The sequence below is a fragment of the Pseudomonas sp. Tn43 genome, from assembly GCF_014192635.1.
Taxonomy (GTDB): domain Bacteria; phylum Pseudomonadota; class Gammaproteobacteria; order Pseudomonadales; family Pseudomonadaceae; genus Aquipseudomonas.
In genome coordinates, this window is record NZ_JACHYG010000006.1 from 130,468 (window position 1) to 156,275 (window position 25,808).

General features: G+C 58.1%; 19 protein-coding genes and 2 pseudogenes. 9 read left to right on the forward strand and 12 right to left on the reverse strand.

The window, feature by feature from the left end; all coding sequences use genetic code 11:
* Nucleotides 1-32: 32 nt before the first annotated feature.
* The 5 genes from FHW68_RS17155 to FHW68_RS17175 form a co-directional block, all read right to left on the reverse strand.
* Nucleotides 33-1,301: an OprD family porin gene (locus FHW68_RS17155; protein ID WP_183681639.1), complete on the reverse strand. Its 1,269-nt coding sequence runs from the start codon at nucleotides 1,299-1,301 to the stop codon at nucleotides 33-35.
* Between the two features lie 128 nt (nucleotides 1,302-1,429).
* Nucleotides 1,430-3,202, reverse strand: a complete 1,773-nt coding sequence (locus FHW68_RS17160; protein ID WP_183681642.1) for an acyl-CoA dehydrogenase C-terminal domain-containing protein — start codon at nucleotides 3,200-3,202, stop codon at nucleotides 1,430-1,432.
* A gap of 64 nt (nucleotides 3,203-3,266) precedes the next feature.
* Nucleotides 3,267-4,937 carry a cation acetate symporter gene (locus FHW68_RS17165; RefSeq protein WP_183681645.1) on the reverse strand — a complete coding sequence of 557 codons (1,671 nt, stop codon included), beginning with the start codon at nucleotides 4,935-4,937 and terminating at the stop codon, nucleotides 3,267-3,269.
* Nucleotides 4,937-5,263 (reverse strand): DUF485 domain-containing protein, encoded by a 327-nt coding sequence (locus FHW68_RS17170; protein WP_183681648.1) that lies wholly within the window; start codon nucleotides 5,261-5,263, stop codon nucleotides 4,937-4,939. Before FHW68_RS17170 ends, FHW68_RS17165 begins: the two co-directional genes overlap by 1 nt.
* 122 nt (nucleotides 5,264-5,385) lie before the next feature.
* A complete protein-coding gene (locus tag FHW68_RS17175; protein ID WP_095630473.1) occupies nucleotides 5,386-7,008 on the reverse strand; it encodes an acyl-CoA synthetase in 1,623 nt (540 codons plus the stop codon).
* A 231-nt stretch (nucleotides 7,009-7,239) separates the two neighbouring features.
* Between FHW68_RS17175 and FHW68_RS17180 the strand changes: the two genes are divergently transcribed.
* The 3 genes and pseudogenes from FHW68_RS17180 to FHW68_RS27305 form a co-directional block, all read left to right on the forward strand.
* Nucleotides 7,240-9,516: a PAS domain S-box protein gene (locus tag FHW68_RS17180; RefSeq protein ID WP_183681651.1), complete on the forward strand. Its 2,277-nt coding sequence runs from the start codon at nucleotides 7,240-7,242 to the stop codon at nucleotides 9,514-9,516.
* 4 nt (nucleotides 9,517-9,520) lie between these two features.
* On the forward strand, nucleotides 9,521-10,156 hold the full coding sequence (locus tag FHW68_RS17185; protein ID WP_095630475.1) for a response regulator transcription factor: 636 nt from the start codon (nucleotides 9,521-9,523) through the stop codon (nucleotides 10,154-10,156).
* 178 nt (nucleotides 10,157-10,334) lie between these two features.
* A pseudogene (locus FHW68_RS27305) lies at nucleotides 10,335-10,559 on the forward strand (patatin family protein); the annotation flags it as partial.
* On the opposite strand, the gene FHW68_RS17190 reads toward FHW68_RS27305, so the two are convergent.
* Together FHW68_RS17190 and FHW68_RS17195 are read right to left on the reverse strand one after the other, a co-directional pair.
* The gene (locus FHW68_RS17190) at nucleotides 10,495-11,172 is read right to left on the reverse strand and encodes an MliC family protein (RefSeq protein WP_260296652.1); all 678 of its coding nucleotides are present in this window, start codon (nucleotides 11,170-11,172) and stop codon (nucleotides 10,495-10,497) included. The pseudogene FHW68_RS27305 and the gene FHW68_RS17190 sit on opposite strands and share 65 nt — an antisense overlap.
* A gap of 86 nt (nucleotides 11,173-11,258) precedes the next feature.
* Nucleotides 11,259-12,263, reverse strand: coding sequence for an AraC family transcriptional regulator (locus FHW68_RS17195; protein ID WP_095630477.1), 1,005 nt, complete (start codon nucleotides 12,261-12,263; stop codon nucleotides 11,259-11,261).
* A gap of 178 nt (nucleotides 12,264-12,441) precedes the next feature.
* On the opposite strand from FHW68_RS17195, the gene FHW68_RS17200 reads away from it, so the two are divergent.
* The 5 genes and pseudogenes from FHW68_RS17200 (at nucleotide 12,442) to FHW68_RS17220 (ending at nucleotide 17,332) form a co-directional block, all read left to right on the forward strand.
* A complete protein-coding gene (locus FHW68_RS17200; protein WP_183681654.1) occupies nucleotides 12,442-14,205 on the forward strand; it encodes an alpha/beta fold hydrolase in 1,764 nt (587 codons plus the stop codon).
* A gap of 166 nt (nucleotides 14,206-14,371) precedes the next feature.
* Nucleotides 14,372-14,827 (forward strand): YMGG-like glycine zipper-containing protein, encoded by a 456-nt coding sequence (locus tag FHW68_RS17205; RefSeq protein ID WP_183681657.1) that lies wholly within the window; start codon nucleotides 14,372-14,374, stop codon nucleotides 14,825-14,827.
* Between the two features lie 18 nt (nucleotides 14,828-14,845).
* Nucleotides 14,846-14,920: pseudogene (locus tag FHW68_RS17210) on the forward strand (hypothetical protein); the annotation flags it as partial.
* A 28-nt stretch (nucleotides 14,921-14,948) separates the two neighbouring features.
* Nucleotides 14,949-16,418: a DUF3300 domain-containing protein gene (locus FHW68_RS17215; RefSeq protein ID WP_183681659.1), complete on the forward strand. Its 1,470-nt coding sequence runs from the start codon at nucleotides 14,949-14,951 to the stop codon at nucleotides 16,416-16,418.
* Nucleotides 16,419-16,432: 14 nt separating this feature from the next.
* On the forward strand, nucleotides 16,433-17,332 hold the full coding sequence (locus FHW68_RS17220; protein ID WP_095630481.1) for a DUF2950 domain-containing protein: 900 nt from the start codon (nucleotides 16,433-16,435) through the stop codon (nucleotides 17,330-17,332).
* A 61-nt stretch (nucleotides 17,333-17,393) separates the two neighbouring features.
* Here FHW68_RS17220 and FHW68_RS17225 read toward each other — a convergent pair whose 3' ends face one another.
* Entirely contained in the window at nucleotides 17,394-21,446 is a 4,053-nt protein-coding gene (locus tag FHW68_RS17225) for a glycosyl hydrolase family 28-related protein (RefSeq protein ID WP_183681662.1), read from the reverse strand.
* A gap of 459 nt (nucleotides 21,447-21,905) precedes the next feature.
* Between FHW68_RS17225 and FHW68_RS17230 the strand changes: the two genes are divergently transcribed.
* The gene (locus FHW68_RS17230) at nucleotides 21,906-22,547 is read left to right on the forward strand and encodes a dTMP kinase (RefSeq protein ID WP_183681666.1); all 642 of its coding nucleotides are present in this window, start codon (nucleotides 21,906-21,908) and stop codon (nucleotides 22,545-22,547) included.
* 79 nt (nucleotides 22,548-22,626) lie between these two features.
* Here the strand turns inward: FHW68_RS17230 and FHW68_RS17235 are convergent, their stop codons facing one another.
* From FHW68_RS17235 to FHW68_RS17250, 4 genes are all read right to left on the reverse strand, one after another.
* Entirely contained in the window at nucleotides 22,627-23,127 is a 501-nt protein-coding gene (locus FHW68_RS17235) for an outer membrane beta-barrel protein (RefSeq protein ID WP_095630484.1), read from the reverse strand.
* Between the two features lie 108 nt (nucleotides 23,128-23,235).
* Nucleotides 23,236-24,036, reverse strand: a complete 801-nt coding sequence (locus FHW68_RS17240; protein WP_260296656.1) for an EAL domain-containing protein — start codon at nucleotides 24,034-24,036, stop codon at nucleotides 23,236-23,238.
* 241 nt (nucleotides 24,037-24,277) lie between these two features.
* Nucleotides 24,278-25,240, reverse strand: coding sequence for a helix-turn-helix domain-containing protein (locus FHW68_RS17245; protein ID WP_095630486.1), 963 nt, complete (start codon nucleotides 25,238-25,240; stop codon nucleotides 24,278-24,280).
* A gap of 57 nt (nucleotides 25,241-25,297) precedes the next feature.
* Nucleotides 25,298-25,624: a hypothetical protein gene (locus tag FHW68_RS17250; protein WP_095630487.1), complete on the reverse strand. Its 327-nt coding sequence runs from the start codon at nucleotides 25,622-25,624 to the stop codon at nucleotides 25,298-25,300.
* Nucleotides 25,625-25,808 lie beyond the last annotated feature (184 nt).

Sequence of the window (25,808 nt, forward strand, 5' to 3'; positions counted from 1 at the left end):
GTAGCGTGCCCCCTCAGAGAAATTGAATCGACTTACCAGATCGGCAAGGTGTAGCTGACGATCAGGCGGTTTTCATCCAGGTCGCTGCCGAAGTGGGTCGAGCGCACTGTCGCATTGCGCCATTTCACCCCGACATTCTTCAACGGCCCGCTCTGCACGACATAGCCAATGTCGGTATCCCGTTCCCATTCCTTGCCTTCCGGGCGATTGCCGCCCAGATCGATGTTGTCACCGGTGAGGTAGCGGGTCATGAAGGTCAGGCCCGGTACGCCAATGGCCGCGAAGTTGTAGTCGTAGCGCGCCTGCCAGGACTTTTCGTCCTTGCTGGCGAAGTCGCCGATCTGCACGAAGTTCACCAGGTACGCATCGGTGCCGTTGACGTAGGCGTAGCCGGTGTCGCCGCTCATGTCTTGGTAACCCAGGCCCAGCGCATGGCTGCCGAGGCTGTAGGTGAACATCGCGCCAATCGCATTGTTATCAATATTGCTGCCGCCATCATCCGTGGAACGGGCAAAGCGCAGATCCGTCTTCAGCGACTGGCCGGTGGTGACTGGCAACACGTAGGTCAGGTTGACCAGGTGCTGGCTGTAGAAGTTGTCGAGGTGGCCGTAGCTGTAACCGGTGGCAAGGTTGCTGGTCCATTTGTAGTTCAGGCTGGCGAAATCGAAGCTGTCGCTATCGACATGACGCGTGGTGATGCCCTTGGCGCCGGTGCGGGTGATGCCCATGTCCTCGTAGTCCGAGGAGTCGCGCTGATTGACTTGCGTCAGTCGCCCGGCATCCACCGTCAGGCCTTCGAGTTCCAGCGACGTCAACTGACCGCCCTTGAAGGTTTGTGGCAACAGCCGTGAGTCGTTGGCCAGTACCGTCGGCAGTTTCGGCAACAGCGTGCCCAGTTTCAGCGTGCTTTTCGAGGCCCGCATTTTGGCGGTCAGGCCCAGTTCGCCGTACTCGTCCTGCGCGCCTTTGCTCGTATCGCGGTGACGTTTGAGCAGGCCGGAGCCTGCGCGATCAGGGCTGGAATCGAGCTTGACGCCAAGCAGACCGATGGCATCGAAGCCGACACCGATCAAACCTTCGGTGAATCCCGATTCATAACGCAGCAGGAAACCCTGGGCCCATTCCTCTTGTTTGGATTGGGCGGCGTTGTCCTGGCGATAGTCGCGATTGAAATAGAAGTTGCGCAACTCCAGGCTGGCCTTGCTGTCTTTGACAAAGTCAGCAGCGGCGGGGGCCGAGAGGCTGATGACACCGCCTGCCAGCAATAATCGGGTAGCGAGGATGCGGGTGTTGCGGTCCATGGTGAAGCCCCTTTGTTTTTATTATGGAAAGACAGGTCCCGCAGCCCTCGCCAGGTGGGCGAGGGCTTATCAATAAAAAACGCGAACGCCAAAAAGAGAGGAGCGTGGCGCCGCGTGCGGTTCAATCGTTAGAACTGTTCGGCACTCAGGCCAAACAACGAGGCACTGCCCGCGCGGATGGATTGCTCTAGGCTCAAAATGCGCGGCAGCAAGCGGTGAATGTAGAAGTCCGCGGTGGCGATTTTCGCGCCATAAAACCCTGCATCCTCGGGCAGCTTTTGCTTGGCAACCTGCGCCATTCGCGCCCAGAGCCAGGCATAGGCGACGTAACCGAACAGGTGCAAATACTCCACCGAAGCAGCGCCGACTTCGTTGCGATTGGTCGCGGCCTGATCCTGCAGCCAGTCGCTCAGGTCTTCCAGACGCTGCACGGCATCGAACAGTTGAGCGCAGTAGGGCGCGTCGGGCTGATGGGCGAAATGACGGATCTGGCCGGTGAACTGGCGCAGCGCGGAGCCCTTGTCGGCGAGCACTTTGCGTCCAAGCAAGTCCAGGGCCTGAATGCCGTTGGTGCCTTCGTAGATCTGCGCGATGCGCACGTCACGGACCAATTGTTCCTGGCCCCATTCGCGGATGTAGCCATGGCCGCCGAACACTTGCTGGCCGTTGATGCAGCTTTCCAGCCCCGTGTCGGTGAAGAACGCCTTGGCCACTGGCGTCAGCAGCGCAACCAGAGATTGCGCGTTGTCCCGTTCCTGGACGTCATCGGAAAACTTCGCCAGATCGAGTTGCTGGCCGACATAACTGGCGAACGCACGGCCGCCCTCGGTCATGGCTTTCATGCTCAGCAGCATGCGGCGCACATCAGGGTGGACGATGATCGGGTCGGCCACTTTGTCCGGAGCTATGGCACCGGTCGGCGCGCGACTCTGAACACGTTCACGTGCATAGGCGACGGCGCTCTGATAGGACGCTTCGGCGCAGCCAATGCCCTGAATGCCGATGGACAGGCGTTCGTAATTCATCATGGTGAACATCGCCGCCAAACCTTTGTTGGCTTCGCCGACCAGCCAGCCGCTGGCGCCGTCGAAGTTCATCACGCAGGTGGCCGAGGCCTTGATGCCCATCTTGTGTTCGATCGAACCGCAACTCACCGCGTTGGCATCGCCGAGGGAACCGTCGGCATTGACCAGCACTTTAGGCACGACGAACAGTGAGATGCCTTTCGGCCCCGCCGGTGCGTCCGGCAGTTTGGCCAGCACTAGATGGACAATGTTTTCGGTCAGGTCCTGATCACCTCCGGTGATGAAGATCTTGCTGCCGGTGATGCTGAAGCTGCCGTCGGCCTGGGGTTCGGCGCGGGTGCGGATAATCCCCAGATCGGTGCCGGCGTGGGCTTCGGTCAGGCACATGGAACCGGCCCAGCGGCCTTCGTACATTGGCGGCAGGTAGAGGTTTTTCAGGGTGTCACTGGCGTGGGCATCCAGCGCCAGGCAGGCACCGGAACTCAACGCCGAATACAGCGCGAAGCTTGCGTTGGCGCCATAGAGCATTTCTTCGAACTGCACGGCGAGCATCTTCGGCATGCCCATGCCGCCGAAATCGGCGTTACCGGAAAGGCCCACCCAGCCGCCTTCGATGTAGGTGGCATAAGCCTGTTTGAAACCGATCGGCGTGCTCACCTGGCCATCGACCCACTGGGCGCCTTCTTCGTCGCCGCTGCGATTCAATGGCGCAATCAGGTGCGAGGTGACTTTGGCCGCCTCCTCAAGAATGGCGTCAGCGGTGGCGGCGTCGACACTGTCGGCCAGGGCCGGCAAGCGTGCCCACAGGGTCGGGGCGTCGAACACTTCATGCAAGACAAAGCGCATGTCGCGCAGCGGGGCGTTGAATTCGGGCATAACGTGAACCTCAAAAGGGTGTGCGATGGGCACGGCACCGCTGGAGCAGGCCGTGCCCTTTCAATCAATGAGCGCAAGCGCTGGCGGCACCGAGGCCGGTCTGGGCGCGAACGAACTGGTCGGCGTAAGCGTCACGCTCCTTGTCGGCCCGCACGCTGCGGTCGAGTTTCGACACCACGACGATCACGAAGAACGCCAGTGGCATCGAGAACAGCGCCGGGTGGTCGTACGGGAAGATCGCCTGCGCATGGCCGAGCACGGTGACCCAGACCGCTGGCGAGAGGATCACCAGGACCAGCGCGCAGATCAGCCCGGCGAAACCGCCGATGATTGCGCCTTTGGTGGTCAAGCCTTTCCAGTACATGGCCATGATCAGCACCGGGAAGTTGGTCGACGCGGCGATGCCGAAGGTCAGGCCCACCAGGAACGCGACGTTCATCTTCTCGAACAGAATGCCCAGCAGAATCGCGATGATGCCAAGGCCCACGGTGGCCATGCGGGTCACGCGCATTTCCTGTTTCTCGCTGGCTTTGCCCTTCTTGAACACCGCGGCGTAGAGGTCGTGGGAAATCGCCGAAGCACCGGCCAGGGCCAGCCCGGAAACCACCGCAAGGATGGTGGCGAAGGCCACGGCCGAGAGGAAACCGAAGAACAGATTGCCACCGACCGCTTTGGCCAGGTGCATGGCGACCATGTTGCCGCCACCAATCAAGGTGCCGCCGACTTCGCCATTGACGTAGTACTGCGGGTCGGTGCCAATGATCACCATCGCGGCGAAGCCCAGGGTGCATACCACCAGGAAGAAGAAGCCGATGAAACCGGTGGCGAAGAACACTGATTTTCGCGCTTCCTTGGCGTTAGGCACGGTAAAGAAACGCATCAGAATGTGCGGCAGGCCGGCAATCCCGAACACCAGGCCCAGCGACATCGAAGCGGTGTTGATCGGGTCGGCGAGCATTGAGCCGGGGCCCATGATGTTCCAGCCGCTGGCATGGGCTTCGACGGCTTTGCTGGCCAGGGTTTCGTAGCTGAAGCCGAATTGCGACATGGCCATCAACGCCAGGGTCGTGCCGCCAGCCAGCAACAACACAGCCTTGATGATCTGCACCCAAGTGGTGGCGATCATGCCGCCGAAAATCACATACACCAGCATCAGCGCGCCGACGATCATCACGGCTACCGGGTAGTCGAGACCGAACAGCAACTTGATCAATTGACCGGCACCGACCATCTGCACGATCAGGTAGCAGCACACCACTGTCAACGAACCAAACGCGGCGAAGATCCGCACTTTGTTCTGGTCCAGGCGATAGGACACGATGTCGGCAAAGGTGTAGCGCCCCAGGTTGCGCAGGCGCTCAGCCATCAGGAAGGTGATGATCGGCCAGCCAACAAAGAAGCCGATGGTATAGATGAAGCCATCGTAGCCCTTGGCGAACACCAGGCTGGACAGCCCCAGCAGCGTGGCGGCGGACATGTAGTCACCGGCAATTGCCAGACCGTTCTGGAACCCGGTGATGCCACCGCCCGCGGTGTAGAAGTCCGACGTAGATTTGGTTTGCCGCGCGGCCCACCAGGTGATGGCCAATGTGCCCAGCACGAAGACGAAGAACATGCCGATCGCATGCAGGTTGAGCGGTTGTTTTTCCACCGCACCCAGCGCAGGTGCAGCCAACACGACGGAGGCCGGCAACAGCCCGGCAGTGGCGAGGAGAACTTTACGCAGCAGGTTCATTACTTGCTCTCCTCGAGAATGGCCGCGCCCAGTGCGTCGAAGCGGGTGTTGGCGCTGTAGACGTACCAACCGGTCAGTAGCCAGGAAAAAATGATGATCGCCGCGCCAACCGGCATGCCCAGGGTCAACATCCGATGTTCGGCGAGCGGTGCATGCAGCCACTGCGGGGCAAACGCCACCACCAGCATGAACGTATAGTAAGTGCCCAGCACTGCAGCACTCAGCGACCAGGCCAGGCGCGAACGGCTGTTCACCAATTGAAGGAATTTCGGGTTGGACCGAATGCGTTCACAGCGTTGGGTATCGGTTGAATGGATGTCGATCATGGGTGGCTCCACATTGTTTTTGTTATCAGTGTGTAGGTCAGGGGCAGGGCCAAATTCAGCCTGCACGAGCCCGAAGCGGCAGATAAAACACCTGCCACCTGGTGGGTACGACGTTGATTCGGTTAGAGCGCTTTGGCCCTGTCGCGCAGAACGTACTTCTGGATCTTGCCGGTTGAAGTCTTCGGCAACAGGGTGAAAATCACTGTGCGCGGGACTTTGAAACCGGCCAGGTGTTCGCGGCAGAAACTGATGATGTCGGCCTCGCGAACGTCCTGGTGATCAGCCTTCAATGTAATAAAGGCACAGGGCGTTTCACCCCATTTCTCATCGGGACGGGCGACGACGGCCGCTTCCATGACGGCCGGATGGCGATAGAGCACACCTTCCAGTTCGATGGTGGAAATGTTCTCACCGCCGGAAATGATGATGTCCTTGAGTCGGTCCTTGATTTCGACGTAACCGTTGGGATGACACACCGCCAGGTCGCCGGTGTGGAACCAGCCGCCGTCGAACGCTTCGGCTGTGGCGGTCGGGTTCTTCAAGTAGCCCTTCATCACGGTGTTGCCACGCATGAAGATCTCACCGATGGTCTGACCGTCTCGCGGGGTCGGCTCCAGCGTCTTCGAATCGCCAACCATCACGCCTTCGAGCGTCGGGTATCGCACGCCCTGACGGGATTTGATTTGCGCCCGTTCGTCCAGCGGCAACTCATCCCATTCGGCATGCCAGGCGCAGAGCGTCACCGGGCCATAGGTTTCGGTCAGGCCATAGACGTGGGTGACCTTGATGCCCATTTGCTCCACGGCGCCGATCACCTTGGCCGGCGGTGCGGCACCGGCGACCATCGCGTTGACCGGGTGATCGATCGCCGCTTTAGCTGATTCCGGCATGTTGACCAAGGCATTGAGCACAATCGGCGCAGCGCACAGATGGGTGACCTGATGCTCGCGGATCAGCGTGAGGATTTTCTGTGGATCGACGCGGCGCAGAAACACATGCACACCGGCCATGGCGGTGATGATCCACGGGTAGCACCAACCGTTGCAATGGAACATCGGCAAGGTCCAGAGGTACACCGGATGGTTACCCATGGCCCAGGTCATCTGGTTGCCCAATGAGTTCAGGTAAGCACCCCGATGGTGGTAAACCACGCCTTTGGGGTTGCCGGTGGTGCCGGAAGTGTAATTCAGCGAGATGGCTTGCCATTCATCATCGGGCCACTGCCAGGCGAAAGCAGGGTCGCCTTCGGCCAACAGTGCTTCATAGTCCAGGTCGCTGACCGCCTGGCCTTCGCCGTACTCCAGATCATTAACGTCGATGACCAATGGCGGGTGATCCAGCATGCCGATCGCCGCGTGAATCACATCATGGAACTCACGGTCGGTAATCAGCACCTTGGCTTCGCCATGTTGCAGCATGAAGGCGATGGCTTCAGCATCCAGACGCACGTTGAGCGGGTTGAGCACCGCGCCGATCATCGGCACGCCGAAATGCACTTCGAGCATCTCGGGAATGTTGGGCAACATCACCGCTACCGTGTCGTTCTTGCCGATGCCGCGACCGGCCAGCGCCGAGGCCAGACGGCGGCAGCGGGTGTAGGTCTGCGCCCAGGTGCGGCGGATCGAGCCATGGATGACGGCGGGATAGTGTGGGTAAACGCTGGCGGTGCGCTCGATGAAGCTGAGCGGAGACAAGGCAATATGGTTGACAGCCGCAGGGCCTAGCCCTTGTTCATAGATCGACATGTACGGGTACTCGGTGGCTGATTGTTAGCTCTATAGGTGACCCTTCCAGCGTTGCCGCTGAGGGCACCTTTTATGTCCGGTTTGCTTTATATAACATTCAGCTGCTGGTATGGAAGTACAACCTACGTCATATAGGATATGTACTATATTTGATTCTTATGGATCTAAATCAATACAGTCACACCGCCAAGGCCGGTATATCCTTGGCTTCCCCAACGAAGCGGACCTGTGATGACCCTGACCCCCGTTCGATTGCACAGCTGGTTGCGCCTGCAGCGCGAGGGTGTGTCCCTGGCCGCCCGGGCCGATGCGTTGTGCCGTGCGCTGCAGGATTGCCCCGAGGTGCGCCGGGCGGTTTATCTGAGTTGGCAACCCAATGCGCGAATTTACAGCCACGAGGGCGCCGCCCAGCATTTTCCACCGGGGCTGGGCGACCCTTCGCTGGCCAGCGATCAGCAGCTGTTTGATCGGCTGGCCGAAGCGGGGCGGCTGGATCTGGCTCAAGTACGTCAACTCGATTGCTGGTTGGCCGGGCGACTGCGCCGGGCCGCTATCAGCCATGGCCAGGTGTTTGATCTGGCGTTGCAACCGGGGCAGGCGGGTTTGTTGCTGGTGGAAGTGTGCGAGGGCGTGAGTCTTGATTGGCTGGGTTGGGTGCAGGACTTGCTGACGACGCTACTGAGCAGCGTCAATGGCATGCTGCGCGGCTCACCGCTGTTGGGGCACGATCCACAGCCCAGTCTGTTGCTCGATGCCCAGGGCCGACCGCTGGAGTTCAATGCCGCGCTGCTGGCACTGCTCGCCGAAAAGCCGCTGACCGATGTGCTGGGTTTTTTGCCGGTGAATCACCGGGTGCTGGTACGCGCCTGCCTGGACCAGCAACGCGCCATCGAAGGGGTCGAAGCCCAATTCGAAGCGCAGATCCTGATCTGGACATTTATCCCCGATCCCCAGGACAACCGTGTGCTCGCCCGTTGCCGCGATGCCACGGCACAAGTGCTGGCCGAGCGTGAAGCGGCCACGGCGCGGCGGCTGTACCGGCTGATCATTGAAAACACCACTGACCTGATTTCCAGGCATACACCGGACGGGCGCTTTCTCGATGCCTCGCCGGCGTCCTGGACATTGCTCGGCTACTGGCCGGAGGAGTTGCGCGGGCAAATGGCCCAAGGCTTGTTCCATGGTCAGGACCTGGCCAGCCTGGTACAGCGCGCGCGGGATGCCCTGGAGCAGGACGGTTATCACACGATGACGTATCGGATTCGCCATCGGGATGGGCATTACCTGTGGTTTGAAACCGCCAGCCGGGCGATTCGCGAGACCTATACCGGGACAGTGGTGGAAGTGGTCAGCGTGTCCCGGGACATTACCGCCCGGGTGCACGCCGAGGAGAACAAACGACGCCTGGCGGAAGTCGTCGAGGCCAACACCGATCCGGTGTTGTTCATCGACCCCCAGGGGCAAGTCACTTACCTCAATCCAGCGGCGCGGCGCATCCTGGGAATCGATGAGCAACAACCGATGCCAGCCCTGGCAACGTTGTTCGCCAGCAGCGACCTGGCACGTCTGCAGCGTGATGGCTGGAGCAGTGCCGAGCGCGACGGTGTCTGGAGCACCGATGCGCGATTGCAGCCACCGGCAGGCGGCACTTCAGTGCCGGTATCGCTGGTGCTGCTGGCGCACCGTTCGGCCGGCGGCGAGCGCTATTACTCGTTGGTGGCGCGGGACATGACCGAGCGTGAACTGCGTGAAGTGCAACAGCGCCGCCATCAGGACGAACTGGCGCACACCGCGCGGTTGGTCACCCTGGGTGAATTGGCCTCGGGCATCGCACACGAAATCAACCAGCCATTGGCGGCGGTGGTCAATTACGCCAATGCCAGCCAGCGCTATCTACAGACACTGGATTCCAATCCCCAGGCTGCCGCCCGAGTGGCGCAAGGCCTGGAGCGCATTACCCATCACGCCACGCATGCTTCAGAAGTGATCAGACGTTTGCGGGCGTTTCTGCGTAAGGGGCAACGCCGGATGCAGGCCTTGAATTTCACCGACGTCGCCCGCGAAGCCGTGCGTTTATGCGCCTGGGAGGCGAGCAATTGCCAAGTGACAATCGAGGATCGCCTACCGGATAATCTGCCGCCGATTTATGCCGACCGGGTGCTGCTGGAGCAGGTCCTGCTCAATCTCTTGCGAAATGCCATCGATGCCAACCGCGAACAGCATCCGGGGCAACCCTCGCTGATCGTGATGGCTGCGGGGCAGGGCGGTGGTGCAACCGTGGAAGTCAGTGTGCAAGACCAGGGCCCGGGCGTCAGCGAGCCCGAACTGGAGCAGATATTTACCCCGTTCTATACCAGCAAGGCCGATGGCCTGGGGCTCGGTTTGTCCATGAGCCGCAGCATCATCGAAGGTTTTGGTGGCGAATTGCAGGCTCGACGCCAACCTGTCGGGCTGCTGATGTGCTGCCGTTTGCCGCTGGCCGGCCCAACAAAACAACAACAGGAATAACGTAATGGCAGGTGTGACGGAGCACGTGGTGTATGTGGTCGACGATGACCAAGGCATGCTCGATTCAACCGTCTGGTTGTTGGAGTCGGTAGGGCTCAAAGCCTTGCCGTTTACCAGTGGCGTGGAGTTTCTCAATGCCTGTGATGCCAGACTTGATGCCTGCGTGCTGCTCGATGTTCGTATGCCCGGCATGGGCGGTTTGAACGTGCAGGAAGAAATGCGTGCACGTGAGCTGAACCTGCCGATCATTTTCGTCAGCGGGCACGCAGATGTGCCGATCGTGGTTCGCGCCTTCAAGGCGGGCGCCCATGACTTCATCGAGAAACCCTACAACGAACAATTGCTGCTGGACAGCGTGCAACAGGCGCTCAGCAACTGCGCGGCAAACCGCTCGGGCAATCAGGGGCACGAAGCCTTGCAGGCGCGCTTGCTGACACTGACCCCACGGGAGCGCGATGTCTTGCTGCCACTGGTCCAGGGTTACACCACCCGCGAGATCGCCGAGCAACTGGGCGTCAGTGCGAAAACCGTCGATCTGTATCGTTCGCGGGTGATGAAACGCATGCAGGCCAATACCTTGCCGGACCTGGTGGGCATGGCCATCGCCGCTGAACTGGTCGATCCGCTGAAGCTGCGCTGATTGCTGGCGTTTCTAATGATCGTCCAGGGGGGAGGATCAGTCGCAGGACAGACCGGACGTCCCGCCAACCTCATGACTGCCTTTGCTTGCGCTAGCATGAAAGATGTTCAGGCCACTCGACATTGAGAGGCTGGTCATGGGTGTGGGCTCTGTCAATTGCGGGGCCGGAGGAGGCGTGTTGAAACCATTCCCGCTCAGACCTGGCGCCTCAACCCTGAACATGTTGCGTCAAGCATGCCTGCAACGCCGTGATGCGGTGCCGTCAACGTTAACGGAAAAAGCGCTGATCCCGGGTATTCCAGATGCTCGCTACTGGCTGGACCAGAACCTGACACCATTCATTCGGGATGTGAGCCTGGCCAACCCCCGATCGGCTCGGCCGTACAACTCATTTCCCCTGAGCCTGGTTTCTGGAAAAGCACCGCGTTGCCGTCTTGCCAAAAGCTGTAGCTGCCCCGGGCATCCTTGCCCGTGTATTGGGTTCCCGAATCATTCTGCACCTGACTAAGGGTGATCGAGGAGTTCGCCCACTTCAGGTACACGACACCAGGCTGAGTGTTAAAAAAGGTGGCGGCCAGCTGCTCATTAATTCCTGTACACCGAAACGCCAGCGGGCCTTCGGTGAGCCTGTCTGGATCCTTGGTTCTCGCAATGACCGAGCCTTGACGCAGTTGGTGCGCGCGTTCGGCATACTGTCGGACCGTACACGCCTTGGGCGCAGGGTCGGAGGCACACTGATTGCGGGCGTCGATCCAGAACTGCTGGTCGATCATGATTTTGTCTGGTCGCGGTACTGAATGATTGTCGGTGATCGCCAGGCGATAAAGACGCGTCAGTTCGATGTCCATCTGCAGCAGTTGTGAGTCGCGACAAATCAGCTTTTCGACGGACGCCCTTGCTGTCGCGCAGTCGAAACTGGTGTGGAAAATGGGCGAAGCATTTGCACAAGTGCTCGTCGCTGCGCACACGCTGACAGCGAACAGGCGGGTGAGCGTTTTCATGTTGGGTTGAGTCATTACCTGATACCCGGATTGCTTGTGGATCTATTGATCCGTTGAACAGTCATTTGTTCGCATTGGGTGTATCGCAATAAAAGGCTGTATTACAGTTTGGACTGGCGCGCTCGCCAGGTGGATGGACTGCAATCGAAGTGCCGGCTGAACCAGCGGGAGAAGGCACTCAGTTCGGAAAACCCCAGCGCCCCGGCGATCTCACTCAACCGTTGATTGGAATGTGCCAGGTGACGCATTGCCAGCTCCGCACGCACCTGATCCAGCAACGAAGAAAATGTTTCACCCTCCTGGGCAAGCTTGCGATGCAGTGTTCGCCTGTCCCATCCCAAATTGGCCGCCACTTGTTCCACCGAGCACTGGCCCGTGGGCAGCGCCGTCCAGATCATCTGGCGCACTTGTTCAAGTAAAGCCGTTTTGGATTCTTCGCGGATACTGTCCAGATACTGATGAACATAACGGGCCATGTCCGGATCGGCACTGGGCAGTGCCTTGTCCAGGTCGGTACTGCGGCAGACGATACCGTCCATCAGGCTATTGAATTTCACTGAGGTGGCGAATAGGCGGCGGTGTCGACTGTCGTCCATCGGCGCGGCGTGACGGAAGCAAACCATTGAAGGATGCCAGTGATTGCCCAGCAAGTTTTTCAGCAGGCGGTAGGTCACCCCCACTGACAGTTCCATTGCCTGACGCACCGGCAGGTTTCCCATGGTGACCTGTTCCATGCGCAACACCACCACGCCGCCACTTTCCTCGATATTCAACACCAGCCCCTGATTGTGGAGGAAAAGGAAGTCGCGGAACGCTTCCATGGCCGAACGGATCGTCGGTTCGTCACGCCACAACAGCGCCAGAGGCCCCAGATTGGAGAGCTTGCGTGTTTCGGCCATGCGCAAGCCAAAATCGTCTACCCCCGCTTCACGCGCCGAATTTTCGAGCAGACGTGCTACAGCTTCGTTGGGAATCTTCAAGTCCGGGTGAAGCAGGCATCGGGGATCGAGGCCGACAAGGCGCAATTGCTGCAGGTAATCAACGTGTAGCAATCGGGCTATTTCAGCGTAGTTCGTCAAGCTGGCACTGCGAACAAGGCCGCTCATGAATGATGATTTCTCAATCCGGGACAGCGATTTATCAGCTTAGCAGGTGAATGTCCCGACAGGTCAAGGTGAACGTCGGCAGCTACGCGACACTGCGTCACTTTCCATCGTGCCTGCATCGCACGGAAAGGAATGCTCGTTGCCCTCAAGGCTTGCGTACAAAAACAAGAGAATGGCTATGAATAAAACACCTCGAATCACTCGATCAACGGATACGCCTGCCAAGCGTCGTCGCGCAGCGCCAAAAAAAACGCCTCAAGAGCAGCAGAAACAGGAGTTGGCGGTTAACACCGCACAGGTTGCCACGCCATTGCTCAGGGTGCGCCCGGTCGATTTGCTGAGCGCCTCCGGGGCTTTGTTCAAGGCTGTGGGCAAGACGCCCGTCAAGGCTGCACGGCATGTGGGCAGTTACCTCAAGGAGTTGGGCAATATTGCCGCCGGCAGTTCCAGCGTGGCACCGAATCCCAAGGATAAGCGTTTTTCCGATCCGGCCTGGCAATCCAATGCCTTGCTGCGCGGCCTGTTGCAAAGCTACCTGGCTGGTAATGACGAGCTGAGCCGTTTTATCGATGGAGCCCATCTCGATGCCAGGGAAAAGGGTCGTGCCCGGTTCATTGCCTCACAGCTGTTTGATGCATTGGCGCCGAGCAATCTGTTGCTGACCAACCCGACAGCGTTGCGCAAGTTGCTCGATACGGGCGGCATGAGTTTGGTCAAAGGGGTCGGGCAGTTCTCCCGGGACCTGCGCCACAACGGCGGGATGCCGATGCAGGTGGACAGCAGGCCATTCAAGGTGGGAGAAAACATCGCCACGGCGAAGGGCGAGGTGGTGTTACGCACCGAGATGTTCGAACTGTTGCAGTTCGCCCCCACCACGAAAAATGTCCATGCCCGGCCGTTAGTCATGTCCCCGCCGCAGATCAACAAGTACTACGCCATTGACTTGTCGCCAGACAAGAGCCTGATCAAATGGATACAGGACAGCGGCATACAATTGTTCGTCATCAGCTGGCGCAATCCGACCAGCATGCACCGCGACTGGGGCTTGTCCGAATACGCGCTGTGCCTCGACCAGGCGGTGGATGTCGCGCGGCAAATCACCGGTAGCGCGGATGTGAACATGTGGGGTTCGTGCTCGGGAGGCCTGACGCTCGCGGCCTATCTCGGCTGGCTGGCGGCACGCGGTGAAGGCGCCAAGGTGGCGAACACCAGTTGGGCGGTATGCGTGCTCGATATGCCTGCGCTCTTTGGTGACACTGCTATCGGCCTTTTTGCCACGCCGGCGGTACTGCGCGCGGCGAAGACCAGCTCGCAGTGCAAGGGAACACTCAGTGGTCAGGACATTTCGCGTATGTTCGCCTGGATGCGCCCCAACGACCTGATCTGGAATTATTGGGTCAACAACTACCTGCTGGGTAACAAGCCGCCAGCGTTCGACATCCTGGCCTGGAACAACGACTCCACGCGTCTGCCGGCAAAACTGCATGCCGACTACCTCGATCTGGCCCAGCACAATCCCTACCGCAACCCGGGGGTCTTGCAGATTGCCGGCGAGCCTATCGACATGAGCAAGGTTAAGGTCGGTGCCTATGTGATCGGCGGCACCACCGATCACATCACACCCTGGCAGGGCTGCTACGGTACCGCCCGATTGTTCGGCGAGGACAGCACCTTCGTTCTCTCCAATGCCGGCCATCTACAAAGCTTGATCAATCCGCCGGGCAACCCGAAGTCGTATTTCTACGCCGCCGCTGCCACCGCCTTGGATCCAGAAAGCTGGCTGCAAGACGCAGGCGAGAGCCACACCGGCAGCTGGTGGCCGCATTGGCGGCAGTGGATTGAACAACGGTCGGGCGCTAGCCGGCCAGCACCGCGCAAACTGGGCTCACGCAAATATCCGCCGTTGTACGCAGCCCCGGGCCATTACGTACTGGAGCATTGAGACTATCTGGCGCGCATTGGCTGATTGCGGTGTCAGTCAATACTTTCCACACCCGTTCGAGGGGCAACGTACAAAAGGAATTGGACGTTGCACCCTTCTCAGAGTTAGTCGCCAAACGTGAGCTAGACTCAAAGATCCAAAGCAGACTGATAACAGCGGAGGCTTTATGAGAAAGTCCATCCCCCCCTGTTTGGCTACCCTTGTCTCGGTATTCTGCCTTTGCGCTTCAGCCGAGACGGTCACGCCGCTCAAAGGGCAGTCCCCCGAAATGATTCAGCAGGACATAAGCGCATGCCAGGCTCAAGCCGGGAATGCGGCAAGCAGCAGCACGACGTCTCAATCAGGTGGACGTGCCCGCGGTGCCGCTACGGGCGCAGTAGCCGGTGCGGCGGTTGCCGGCGCGCGCGGTCGTCAGCATGACGAGATTTATGACAAGGTGGACGACGATGTCAAACAGGAATATCGACAGAACAACGCCAAGGATGCTGCTGTCGCAGGTGCGGTTGTAGGTGGATCCCGGCAACGTCAGGATCGTCGTCAGGATCGCCGGGCAGAACCGGCGGCCACTGCTTCGGCCTACACCAGTTGCATGCAGCAGCGGGGCTATCAGGTAACCCCGTGAATTTGAAGACTGAAAAAAGCCAGGAGCATCAAGCTCTGTATCGTCTTTGACGGGCGCGACGGTGCAGGGAAGGGCGGAACGATCAAGGCGCTCAAGCCTGCCTGACCACAGAGGGGGTGCAATGCGCATTCCATTGTTCTATGCGGTGTCAGCTGTATTGTTTTTGAGCGGATCTTCCTGCCTGGCGCAGCCATTGGACGCGAGCGCGACCACAAGCGCTGTCGATACAGCGCCCGTCGCCGCGGTGGCCAAAGATGCCGTGTTTACCCAGGAGCAGCTGGATCAAATGCTGGCTCCTGTTGCGCTATATCCGGACCCACTGCTGGCCCAGGTGTTGATGGCCACCACGTACCCCGGGGAAATCGCCGAAGCGGTCACCTGGTCTAAAGCACACCCGGACGCCAAGGGCGACGATGCGGTCAAACAAGTGGCGAATCAGCCTTGGGATCCGAGCGTGCAGGCACTGGTGGCCTTCCCCCAAGTCATGGTCATGCTGGGGCAGGATCCGGTCTGGGTACAACGCCTGGGGGATGCCTTTTTGGCGCAGCCCGACGATGTCATGGGGGGCGTGCAACGCTTGCGTCATCAGGCCCAGGCAGCAGGCAACCTGCAGAGCAACCAATATCAGAACGTGACGGTTCAGGCGGCGCCGGCACCGGCACCGGCAGCTCCGGCTCCGGCTCCGGCCAGCAGCACCTCCACAATCATCATTCAGCCTTCCGATCCGCAGGTGGTTTACGTACCCAGTTATAACCCGACGACAACCTACGGCACCTGGCCCTATCCGGCATCGCCTCCCGTGTACTATCCACCGCCGCCAGCCTATTACCCCGGCTCGGCATTGTTGGCCGGGCTGGCCTTTGGCACCGGCGTGGCTATCATCGGCTCGTTATGGGGTGAATGTGACTGGGACAACAACGACATCGACATTGACGTCGACCGCTACAACAACATCAACCGCAACAACCAGATCACTCGGAATCAGAACCAGTGGCAGCACAACGCTGTTCATCGCGATGGCGTCCCCTATCGAGACAGTAAGAGCCGGGAACAGTATGGCCGCCAACTGGACGGTGCCCGTCAGCGTGAAGCCTATCGAGGGGATGATGCCAAGCGAGCCCAGGCGCGTGAAAAAGCCCGTGGTTCAATGGACAGGCACGGTATCGAGCGACCTGCCACCAGCAACCTCGAAGCCCGCGATTCGGCGCGCAAAACCCAGTCGGCAACCTCGCCCGGCAATCGGATGCAAGCAGGTACAGACAGACCGAGGGCGTCTGACAGGAGCCAGGGCACTGCCAGAAATACCCGGGAGAGTCAGCCACCCAGGAAACAGACCGCTCAGGTAAACCAGCGCGGGCAGGGCGATTTGCAAGGGCGCCAAACTGCGCAACAACGGCCGGCTTCCAGCACGGGCAGTGCCCGCAATAATGCATTCGCCGGCGTGCGTTCACCGTCCCAGGCCAACGCACAAGCCAGTCGTGGCCAAGCCAGCCAGGCATCCGCCCGGCGCCCCAGTGCTTCGCGCCCAGCCGGCCATCAGGTCAGTCGGCCGTCCAGTCCACCCGCGCGTCAAAGGGGGAGCCGTCGTTGAAAAACAATGCTCGAATGAAGGCTCTCACGGGCTTGCGCTTTCATGTCCTGGCGATCGCTGCCGGTTTGATGTGGTCGTGCATGGCGACGGCCCAGCAGGCATTTCCGACGCCGGAAATGGCCGCCCAGGCGTTCGTCGAGGCACTGGGGACGAAATACGCCGATCAGGCACGCCTGACCGAGTTGCTGGGTAATGAATGGCGCAGTTTCATCCCGCGCGAAGGCGTGCAGCGCAGTGATGTGGATGCGTTTTTGAAGCAATACCGCGAACAACATGCCATTGAAAAACCCAGCGATCGCAAGGCGGTCCTGTCGGTTGGCCGTGACCACTGGACGTTGCCTATACCCATGGTCAAAGGCGCGGACGGTTGGCGGTTCGACATCGACGCCGGTAGCGCCGAAGTCCGTGCACGTCGAATTGGCCGCAACGAACTCGCCGCGTTGCAATCAGTGCTGACTTATCACGATGTCCAGATGGAGTATGCATCCGTGGATCGTGACGGTGATGGCGCACTCGCCTACGCGCAAAAAATCTTCAGCACCGCCGGCAAACATGACGGACTTTATTGGGAAGACGATGATAGCGGTCAGATCAGCCCGTTGGGTCCGTTGTTCGGTAAAACCATTGCCGGTGAAGACTGGCAGGGTTATCACTTTCGCATCCTTGATGGCCAAGGTCCTTCGGCACCGGGCGGCGCCTATAGCTACCTCATCGGTGACAAGATGAGCCGTGGTTTTGCACTGATCGCCTGGCCGGCGAAATACGCGGACACCGGGGTGATGAGTTTCATGATCAGTCATGAAGGGCAGGTGTTCGAAAAAGACTTGGGCCCCGGTGGGGACCAGTTGGCGCAGTCGATGAAGCGCTTTGATCCCGATGACAGCTGGAAGGAGGTGACGGTGGGTCAAGAGTAGATCAGCCTGGGAGCGCAAATCCCTCCGGGAGCGGGCAAGCCCCGCTCCCAAAGATGTGAGCCTAACCCAAGGCGGTGAAATCGCTGGCGTGCAACGCCTGGACACCCACCAGCTGGATTTCGAACTCCGGCGTGGCGTCGGCATCGACACTGCCGTAAAGAATGCCATCGGCAAAGCGCAGTTGGCCGGTGGCATTGGCAGGGTCGAAGGCGTTGCTGCCGACAAAGGTAAAAGCGTCGACAGCGGTGGTCAGCGGATTGGCGTCCAGGCCGGTGAAATCCAGAAGATCGCCCTCGGTGCTCTTGAAGCCGTTGAGCACATCACGCAAAGCCCCGATACCCATGTCTGACAGCGCACCAAACGCGTAGCTATCCGCGCCAGTGCCAGCGGTGAGGTTGTCGGTGCCTGCACCGCCGATCAGCCGGTCATTGCCCGAGCCGCCCACCAGCGCATCGTTGCCCGCACCACCGTTCAGAATGTTCGCGGCGCTGTTGCCCGACAGCGTGTCGGCGTAGGCACTTCCCGTCAGGTTTTCGAAGGACTTCAAGGTGTCGAGCCCCGAACTCACGGTATTTTGTTGCGCTGACGTGGAGAGATTGACGGTGACGCCGGACAGGGCGCGTTCATAAGACACCGTGTCATTGCCATCGCGCCCGTCCAGCACGTTGTTGCCGGCACCGGCGAACAGCGTATTGTCCAGCGCGTTGCCCGTGCCATTGGCGGCGCCAGTGCTATCGACATACAGATGCTCGACGTTGTTGCCGAGGGTATAGGCCGCGAGGTTGCTGTGCACACGGTCGATACCTCCCGACACCGCATTGCTGTTGATCTCGATCACGGTGTCGTTGGCGTTGTCGAGATGGTAGGTGTCATTGCCATCGCCGCCGCTCATGCTGTCGGCCCCTGCGGCACCATCGAGCACGTTATTGGCGGCATTGCCGGTGATGAAGTTGGGCCGCTCATTGCCGGTGCCGTTGATGGCCGACACGCCGGTGAGCATCAGGTTCTCCAGATTGGCTCCCAGGGTCCAGCTGAGCGAGGCCTGCACCGTATCGATCTGCGAAGTCGAGGTGTTGGTTTCCACCACGCGATCGAATGCGTTATCGACCACATAAACGTCATTGCCATTGCCACCGGTCAGGGTGTCGGCGCCCAGGCCACCATTCAGCAGGTCGTTGCCCGAGGTGCCCGTCAGGGTATCCGCCTGGTCGGTACCGGAAATCATGTTCTGAGCGTTGTCGAAAATAGCCTGCACGCTGTTGTTGTCATTGGGGTTGCCTTGCGAGCCAAGGTCATTGGCAATGTAGTCGGCCAGGCGCTGGCCGACGATCTCGGCCGACTCCTCGTGCAGGTGCCAGACGTCGTCGGGATACGCCAGCGGATCGACTTCGTGGCGCAAGGGCAGGTCGGTGTAATCCACCGCCAGCTTGACGTCGGCGCGCTCGGCGGCGATGGCTTCCTGGGCAGCGCGGACATAGCCAACCCCCTCGACGATGGAGGCAATTTTTTCTTCTGAATAACCACGGGCACGCGCCGCGTCCTGTTCGTAGTGACCGGTTTCCATCAAGTAAACGCTGAAGTTGCCGAACTGGGCATGCAGGTAATCGAACACCTTCAGGGTCGCGGCCTTGTAGGCCGCTGCTGCCGCTGCTTTGTCCGTGGCGCGGCCGATCTCCTGGGCGGCTTCCTCGCCCTGACCCCAAATGATGCCCATGGTGACGTTACCGATGGATTGCAGTTCGGTGAGCTGGTCGCGCAGCAGCGTCACGGCGCGCAACAGCGCAGCGCCAGGTTGGTTGGTATCGGTCAGCCACCAGCACAACTTGAGTTCCTCGGCGCTGAGGGTCGACAGGCCGGTAACCGTGCTACCGCCCACTGCAATGTCGATGTTGTTTCCATTGGCATCGGTGAATTGGCTGCGCACGTCATAGGGGGTATAGCGGTCCAGGTCGCTGACCAGCATCGAGGTACCGGACTGATTGTCGTCCTCCGTCATGCGCAGCAGACGCGCATTGGATTGGCCGAGGGTGGGCAGGTAGAGGATGTCCTGCTGAGTGCTCTTGGCGAATACGAAGTCGTTGGCGGTCAGGGTGTTGAGGTAATTGCCGTTGAGGGCGATTTCAAAACGGTTGCCATCGGCATCCGCTTCGGTGGACTTGATGTAGGTTTTGTCGCCGGCCGCGTTGAGAGTGATGTACAACGTGCCGTTGCTGCCATTGCCGAGGCCTGCAAAGCTCAGGCTCGAAACATCGATCTTGTCCACGCCAGTGGTGAAGTCATAAATCGTGTCGGTGGCCGTCACACCACCAGTGTCATAGTCGCGGTAGCTGTCGAGCACGTTGGTATAGCGGAAGATGTCGGCACCGTCGCCGCCGTACAGCGAATCGCGTCCGGCACCGCCCTCGAGCTTGTCATCGCCCGCGCCACCACTGAGGTTGTCGTTACCCGCGAGGCCGAGCAGTGTATCGGCCGAATCGCTGCCCGACAGTGAGTCGCTGCCGCTGGTGCCGGTGATGACCCGGTTGAAGATGAAGTGATTCGCCGTCAGCGTACTGGTCAGGTTACCCGAGAGAATCAGCTCGAAGCGATTACCGCTGGCGTCGGCATCGTAATCCTTGATGTAGGTGCGGTTGCTGGTGGCGCTGTAGCTGACCTGCAAGGTGCCGCCACGGCCATCGCCCAGGCCGGTGAAACCGAGGCCGGCGAGATCGATTTTGTCCTGGGTGACGTCGAAGTCGGTGATGGTGTCATCGAAACTTGTGGTTGCATTGCGGTAACTGTCGGACTGAGCGGCGAAACGGAACGTATCGGCGCCGGTGCCTCCGGTGAGTTTGTCGATACCGGCACCACCCACCAGAATGTCGCCACCGGCCCCGCCATTGAGGGTGTCGTTGCCGGCACCACCATAGAAGATTTCGCTGGCGGTGCTGCCCAGCAAGGTGTCGTTACCAGCCGTGCCTTGTACGATCGTCATCGGCACCGTGGCGCTGACGTAACTGCCGTCACCATAGACCAGCGTGGTCCCCTTGCTGGTGTGACTGATGGTGTTGCCGATCATGGCATTGCGATCGGTTCCGTCTTCGTTGCGTTCGGCGACGCCGTAAGTCGACAGGTCGCTGCCGATGATGATGTTGCCCTGGATGGTGTTGTCGCTGCCGTTGAAGTATTTGCCGGACACGCCCAAGGTGTCGTTGTAGGACTGGATGATGATTTCCGGTACGGGACCGCCCAGGGAATTATTAGTCAGTGTGTTGTCGATGATTTGGACGTGGTTACTGCCATAAATGCGTATCCCGGCGCTGGCGTTGTCGTGAATATCGACGCCGCTGACCGTCACCTCGCTGGACATTTTGATCAGCACCCCTTCGGCGCCGTTGCCATACACCTCGCCACCGGTGATGGTGATGTTGTTGGGGGAGGGGATGTCCTCGCTGCCGCGCTGCACCACGATGCCATTGCCGCCATTGTTGTAGGCAATGTTATTGGTGAGCGTGAAGTCGTGGGTGCTGGTAACGATGTTGAAACCGTGGCGGTCGTTGTCGTAGGCGATGTTGTTTTCGAAGGTGCTGTCGCTGAGGAAGTCAGCCACGAAGCCGTCCAGGCCATTGCCATGGGACACGCTGTTCTTGATGACCATGTTGACGGTCTGCTCATGGGGGTCGAAACCGTATCCGGAGCAATCCTTGATCTCGACGCTGTCGAGGGTGACGTTGGAGTCGTAGCCTGCTTCGCCGGGAATGTAGCCATTGAACCAACCGTCGATCTTGCCCGTGGTGCTGTCGCGGTTGCCATCAATGGTGAGATTACTCACGCCGAAGTCATGGGTTTCCTCGCCATAGGCAGAGCGGATGACCCCCGTGATCTTGGTGTCGGAACCGTCAGCCACCTTGACGGTGGTTGCGCCCATGCCGTCGCCGTACAGGTAGACGTTGCTCTTGAGCATCAGGCAGCCGTCGGAGGGTTCTTCACCTCCCGAAACGATATAAGTTCCAGTCGGCAGATACACCTGCCCACCGCCTGCGGCGGCCGCTGCATCAATCGCACTTTGTATCGCCGCTGTGTCGTCAGTGATGCCATCTCCTTTGGCGCCAAAATTTTGTACATTGAAAATCATGAGCTTATCTCCGTATCAGGCGAGAACCTCGTTGAATGCCAATATTCCATCGACAGCCACCGTGTTATGACCCAGCGGAGAGCAAAAGTTGTGACCGCGCATCGGAGGGGCGTCAAAAAACCGGACTAACTGATTAGCGGTTGCGAATGGTTTTTAGGTGTTTAGAAAAAATAACGTTCTGTTGACGCGTGCCTGGCGAGTGATCTGCCTGTGGCAGCTGGTACGCGGAGAGGGTGGCTCAGGCACGTTGAGATGGCGGAGAGGGCGCTTGCGAGGGGCCAACTGATCCAATGTAAGCAGCGGTAACCCTGGATTTTGAGACCCGTCAGCCAAACAAGGTTAGAGTGTTCAGCAATGTCTGTTCATAAGGACCCTCCACTCGATTCGGCATAGTCGCGCCAAGCGATTGCAGCGAGTGAACAGGGCAACAAAAACCGTATACCAACTGTTATGTGAAGAATGAATCGTTCGCTGTTTGTTTCTCTGGATGGGCCCAAGGGCGCCGGCAAAACCACGCTGTTGGAGGCCGTTACGAAAGTACTGAGGGCAGACAACAAAAAGGTGATCCGACTTTGCGAGAAAAAAAGCGATCCCTATAGGGGTGAAACAATGGCCCTGGTGAACAGACTCGTCAGAAATCCCACCCGGGATTTGGAGCTGGAAGTTTGTGCGCGTTTTGCTGATAGCCGCACCTGGATTTCCCGGCACGTACTGGCTGAACAGCCACCAGGCAGCATCATCTTGATCGATCGCTGGTACCCGTCTGACGCCGCGTTTCGCCGGATAGTCCCGTTTGCAGAGATTCTAAAGTTGAACATGGATCGAAACGTGCAAGTACCAGACCTGCATGTCGGGGTTGTCACCACAGCTGAAATTTCATGGGCGAGGGCAGCGGCACGAGGGCGTGGGCTGAGCAGTACGGTGATCCATAAGCTGGAAGAACAGGTCGCTTGTACCAAGGCGTTCGAGCGAGCGATCGAAGATCACGGCTGGGTTTTATGCCGCAATGAAGGAACGATCGAAGAGGCAACGATGCAGGTGGTTTCTGAGATTTATAGCGTCCAGGCGAAGTTGGCTGCGCCGTTGTCTGGCGTTGATTGAAGGTGCACGGGTGGCTGAACCGGTGATGCTTCAAGGGGCGCGTTGAGCGACCTTTAAGGCCGCTCAATTGAAGCAAGCGTTACCAAAGAATGAATGCAGAGGCCGTTGTTTGATTCAGGTTGATGTTGCCGACCTCCAATATTTCATATTCAGCGCGGACGCCGATATTGCGAAACACATCCACTTCAACACCCGCCCCATAGGTCAAGTCCACGCCGGTGTCATCATCGCTGGCGTTGCCGTCAGCATCCCAGGCATGAGCACCGACACTACCGAAAATGCGCACCCGCTCTCCCAGTGGGAAGCCGACATGCGCACTGGCTTGCACCGATTTTCCATCGAAATCAAGATTCTTGTCCTCGAATTGGCCAAGATCAACGAAGGCGCCCTCGAAGGCCAGATAGCCGTTAAGACGATAGCCTGCAAAAACCTTATAACTGGAGTCTTCATCGCTCAGATTTGATTCGTCGGTTTCAATATTGCTGACGCCAGCACCAAGATACAAACCTTTGTCATCCGCAAGTGCCTGAAAGGATAGCAATGAAAGTAGGGAAACGAAGCCTAGGTTTCGAAGTAGCATAAGAAGTGTTGTCCTTCTACAGGTTGTCGATTGTGAGATGTTTGCCGAATGTGCGTAGTTGCGAGGATTAATAGAAGTCATTGATTGATATTGATGAGTAGTATTCAGTCACTGTAAGCATCTGATGTTCGCCGGACATTGAAAATACCGCCTGGCCAAGGCATGTACAGGGAGTGCCGGTTCGGTGAAAGCGTGTCTGAAAGAACCGGTGCCAACGTGACCCATAGCAATACGATGTCCATACACTCTAAGCCTGTGCAATTGAGTCGCTGCATCCTTGTGATTTAACAAGGCACTATCGTTGATTTCAAAAACGATGGCGGACGGCGGTATGTTGTATGTCGTCATGATGCCGGCCACAAAATCGGGAAAGGTCTGGTCGAGCAGGTCGTGGGCGGTAAGATTGATGGTGATGAAGAAATCCTTGCATGCCCAGAGATAGGTGCTGTAATCCTCCGCAACACGGCGCATGACCGAGCGCGTGAGTTCGCAGATCAGTTCGGACTTCTCTGCCGTTGAGATGAACGCATCTGCCGCAATGGCAGCGCCTTTAGGGTGCCAGCGAGAATGTGATTCGGCACCGACCAGATATCCCTTCCTCGAATCAACGATAGGTTGGTAGTGCACGTCCAGTTTGTCCGCCCTAATGGCCTTGCGAAGCTGAACGACGGTCGAGGTGTAATACCTGAGTATCCTCCATGAAAGGTAAAGCAGTGCTTCCAACAGGAAAGCCAGGGCAATGAATAGCGTCCATTTCAAGTCATTCAACTCATGGGTTTTACTCAAACTCTGCCCAAAAAGTCTGTCTGCGTAATGATCGGCAAGAAACCATGCAATTAAAGCCACTGTAGCCGTTGCGCATAAAGCTGATGGGTAAGTTTTAAGTAAGGCTCTATACGCGGCAATCATAAAAACTCCGGAAAACATGATTTGATTAGGCGGGCTGGAGAGAGGCGAATTTTTAACTGTTCATCAGCCAGGCCAATGCGACACCGCCCAAATAGGCGACAATGCAAAAGAAGATTTTATGCTTGAGTGGCAATGAATTTAATCGATAGCGCATGTTTGTTCTCCTGGCTATTTAGCAAGCAATGTAGGCCATTAACGTGGAAAATTAGAAACATTAATTGTTATTTTTTAAGTTTGATTTTTAAACCGGTTTTTCTGCGTTGCGTTTTGCGGTTTCCGAAGGTATTTCTCCATAGGCACTCTGATAGGCCTTGGAAAACCGGCCTAAATGGTGAAAATTCCAATACATGGCAGTTTCGGTAACCGTAGGCCAAGTGTGACGGATCAAATCTCGGCGTGCGTTGGCGAGTCTGAGATTTCTAATGTAAGCAATGGGTGAGGTTCCGAACGTTTCGACGAAACCAAGATGTAAGCTGCGAGCTGTGGTTTCAAGCTGTTTTACCAATGACTTCATGCTCAGCGCTTTGTTAATGTTTTCATGGATGTAATCTATCGCTTCCGTCGCAACTATTCTTCTTGACGGGGTTTTAAGTCTGGCGCGACCAACGGGTGTCAACGCGTGCAGGAGTGAAATCAATAACACGCTTTCAAAGTCTGATACTTCCGAGCGCCTGCGCTGTTTTTCGGTGGTGCCATTGATGTCTGTAAAACAAGCGTTGACGACCTGAATGGCAGACTGCATTAATTTGAAGTTTGTAACCTGGAAGCGCTGGTTCTTTCGATGGGCGAGCACATCGATAATTGAGTGCTTATCGATGCATTGTGCATAGTGCTCCAGTGTCGTGGTCAGCGTATAAAGAGTTTCATTCGGTTCGCAGGTGTACTGTACGGGCTCGCCGCTATACAGCACGACGACTTCATTAGGCCGCAGTTCATGATTATTGACAGAGGGTCGGCCAATGGGCGCCTGCGAAATGGCAATGGTTATAAAGCCTGAAGGAACAGAGCTGTCCAGGGTGACAACTGAATCGAAGTCCAGCCGGCTGCACTGGAGAGTCAGACTCTCAACGAGCTTAAACTGTCGAATACTTGCCTCATGCTCTGCCGAAATCAGGCTGACTGTCCACTGGCCGATAATTCTATCGGGTTCATTTGCGGCAATGGGCTTTACATGAAAAACTTCGTCAGGAATTATTGTGCTCATGGAGTTTAACGCTCTTCAGCTAATAAGTAGTGCCAAGCCATTGTTCAGACTTCTATGTCAATGAGTCGGCGTGAGTTCCAGCGCCGCTGAAAAAACATAGGCATCGCTCAATGGTAGATCCAACAGGCTTTGAAGTTTGCACGGCGCTATTTTCGAACCAAAGATTGCCGTTTGTTGAGCGCCGATGGCCGCTGCATCAAAGGCAAAATAATCATTGATACGATAGCTTGTGCAAATCCTGTAACTGGAACTTTCATCGTCAAGCTTCTTTTTGTTGCTTTCAATAGACGCCAGGTCGACGCTGTAAAGCTCCTTGTATCCAGCCATGGCCTTAAGTGAAAGCAATACACCAAATGATACGGTGGCAAAGTTTTTTAGCCGCATGACGAGCTTCCTTGTTGATGATTTTTCAATAAGAGCAAAGTGCCCGCCGCATGACTGTCACGGCTCGGCCTGTGAATAGTCTCGCCCCCGAGGGGCTTGTCAAAGTCAAAAACTCATATTTTCAATCATCAATCGGCTTGATTTGCTTAAGGCGCGAGAAGCGCCTTTACTGGTCGTGAAGGCA

Bases quoted from the DNA above. Each gene is read 5' to 3' on its own strand.
- FHW68_RS17195 (WP_095630477.1), bottom strand. From the start codon at position 12,263: ATGAGCGGCCTTGTTCGCAGTGCCAGCTTGACGAACTACGCTGAAATA.
- FHW68_RS17190 (WP_260296652.1), bottom strand. From the start codon at position 11,172: ATGACTCAACCCAACATGAAAACGCTCACCCGCCTGTTCGCTGTCAGC.
- FHW68_RS17250 (WP_095630487.1), bottom strand. From the start codon at position 25,624: ATGCGGCTAAAAAACTTTGCCACCGTATCATTTGGTGTATTGCTTTCA.
- FHW68_RS17170 (WP_183681648.1), bottom strand. From the start codon at position 5,263: ATGATCGACATCCATTCAACCGATACCCAACGCTGTGAACGCATTCGG.
- FHW68_RS17215 (WP_183681659.1), top strand. From the start codon at position 14,949: ATGCGCATTCCATTGTTCTATGCGGTGTCAGCTGTATTGTTTTTGAGC.
- FHW68_RS17155 (WP_183681639.1), bottom strand. From the start codon at position 1,301: ATGGACCGCAACACCCGCATCCTCGCTACCCGATTATTGCTGGCAGGC.
- FHW68_RS17220 (WP_095630481.1), top strand. From the start codon at position 16,433: ATGAAGGCTCTCACGGGCTTGCGCTTTCATGTCCTGGCGATCGCTGCC.
- FHW68_RS17245 (WP_095630486.1), bottom strand. From the start codon at position 25,240: ATGAGCACAATAATTCCTGACGAAGTTTTTCATGTAAAGCCCATTGCC.
- FHW68_RS17205 (WP_183681657.1), top strand. From the start codon at position 14,372: ATGAGAAAGTCCATCCCCCCCTGTTTGGCTACCCTTGTCTCGGTATTC.
- FHW68_RS17160 (WP_183681642.1), bottom strand. From the start codon at position 3,202: ATGCCCGAATTCAACGCCCCGCTGCGCGACATGCGCTTTGTCTTGCAT.
- FHW68_RS17180 (WP_183681651.1), top strand. From the start codon at position 7,240: ATGACCCTGACCCCCGTTCGATTGCACAGCTGGTTGCGCCTGCAGCGC.
- FHW68_RS17200 (WP_183681654.1), top strand. From the start codon at position 12,442: ATGAATAAAACACCTCGAATCACTCGATCAACGGATACGCCTGCCAAG.
- FHW68_RS17175 (WP_095630473.1), bottom strand. From the start codon at position 7,008: ATGTCGATCTATGAACAAGGGCTAGGCCCTGCGGCTGTCAACCATATT.
- FHW68_RS17185 (WP_095630475.1), top strand. From the start codon at position 9,521: ATGGCAGGTGTGACGGAGCACGTGGTGTATGTGGTCGACGATGACCAA.
- FHW68_RS17165 (WP_183681645.1), bottom strand. From the start codon at position 4,937: ATGAACCTGCTGCGTAAAGTTCTCCTCGCCACTGCCGGGCTGTTGCCG.
- FHW68_RS17230 (WP_183681666.1), top strand. From the start codon at position 21,906: ATGAATCGTTCGCTGTTTGTTTCTCTGGATGGGCCCAAGGGCGCCGGC.
- FHW68_RS17225 (WP_183681662.1), bottom strand. From the start codon at position 21,446: ATGATTTTCAATGTACAAAATTTTGGCGCCAAAGGAGATGGCATCACT.
- FHW68_RS17240 (WP_260296656.1), bottom strand. From the start codon at position 24,036: ATGATTGCCGCGTATAGAGCCTTACTTAAAACTTACCCATCAGCTTTA.
- FHW68_RS17235 (WP_095630484.1), bottom strand. From the start codon at position 23,127: ATGCTACTTCGAAACCTAGGCTTCGTTTCCCTACTTTCATTGCTATCC.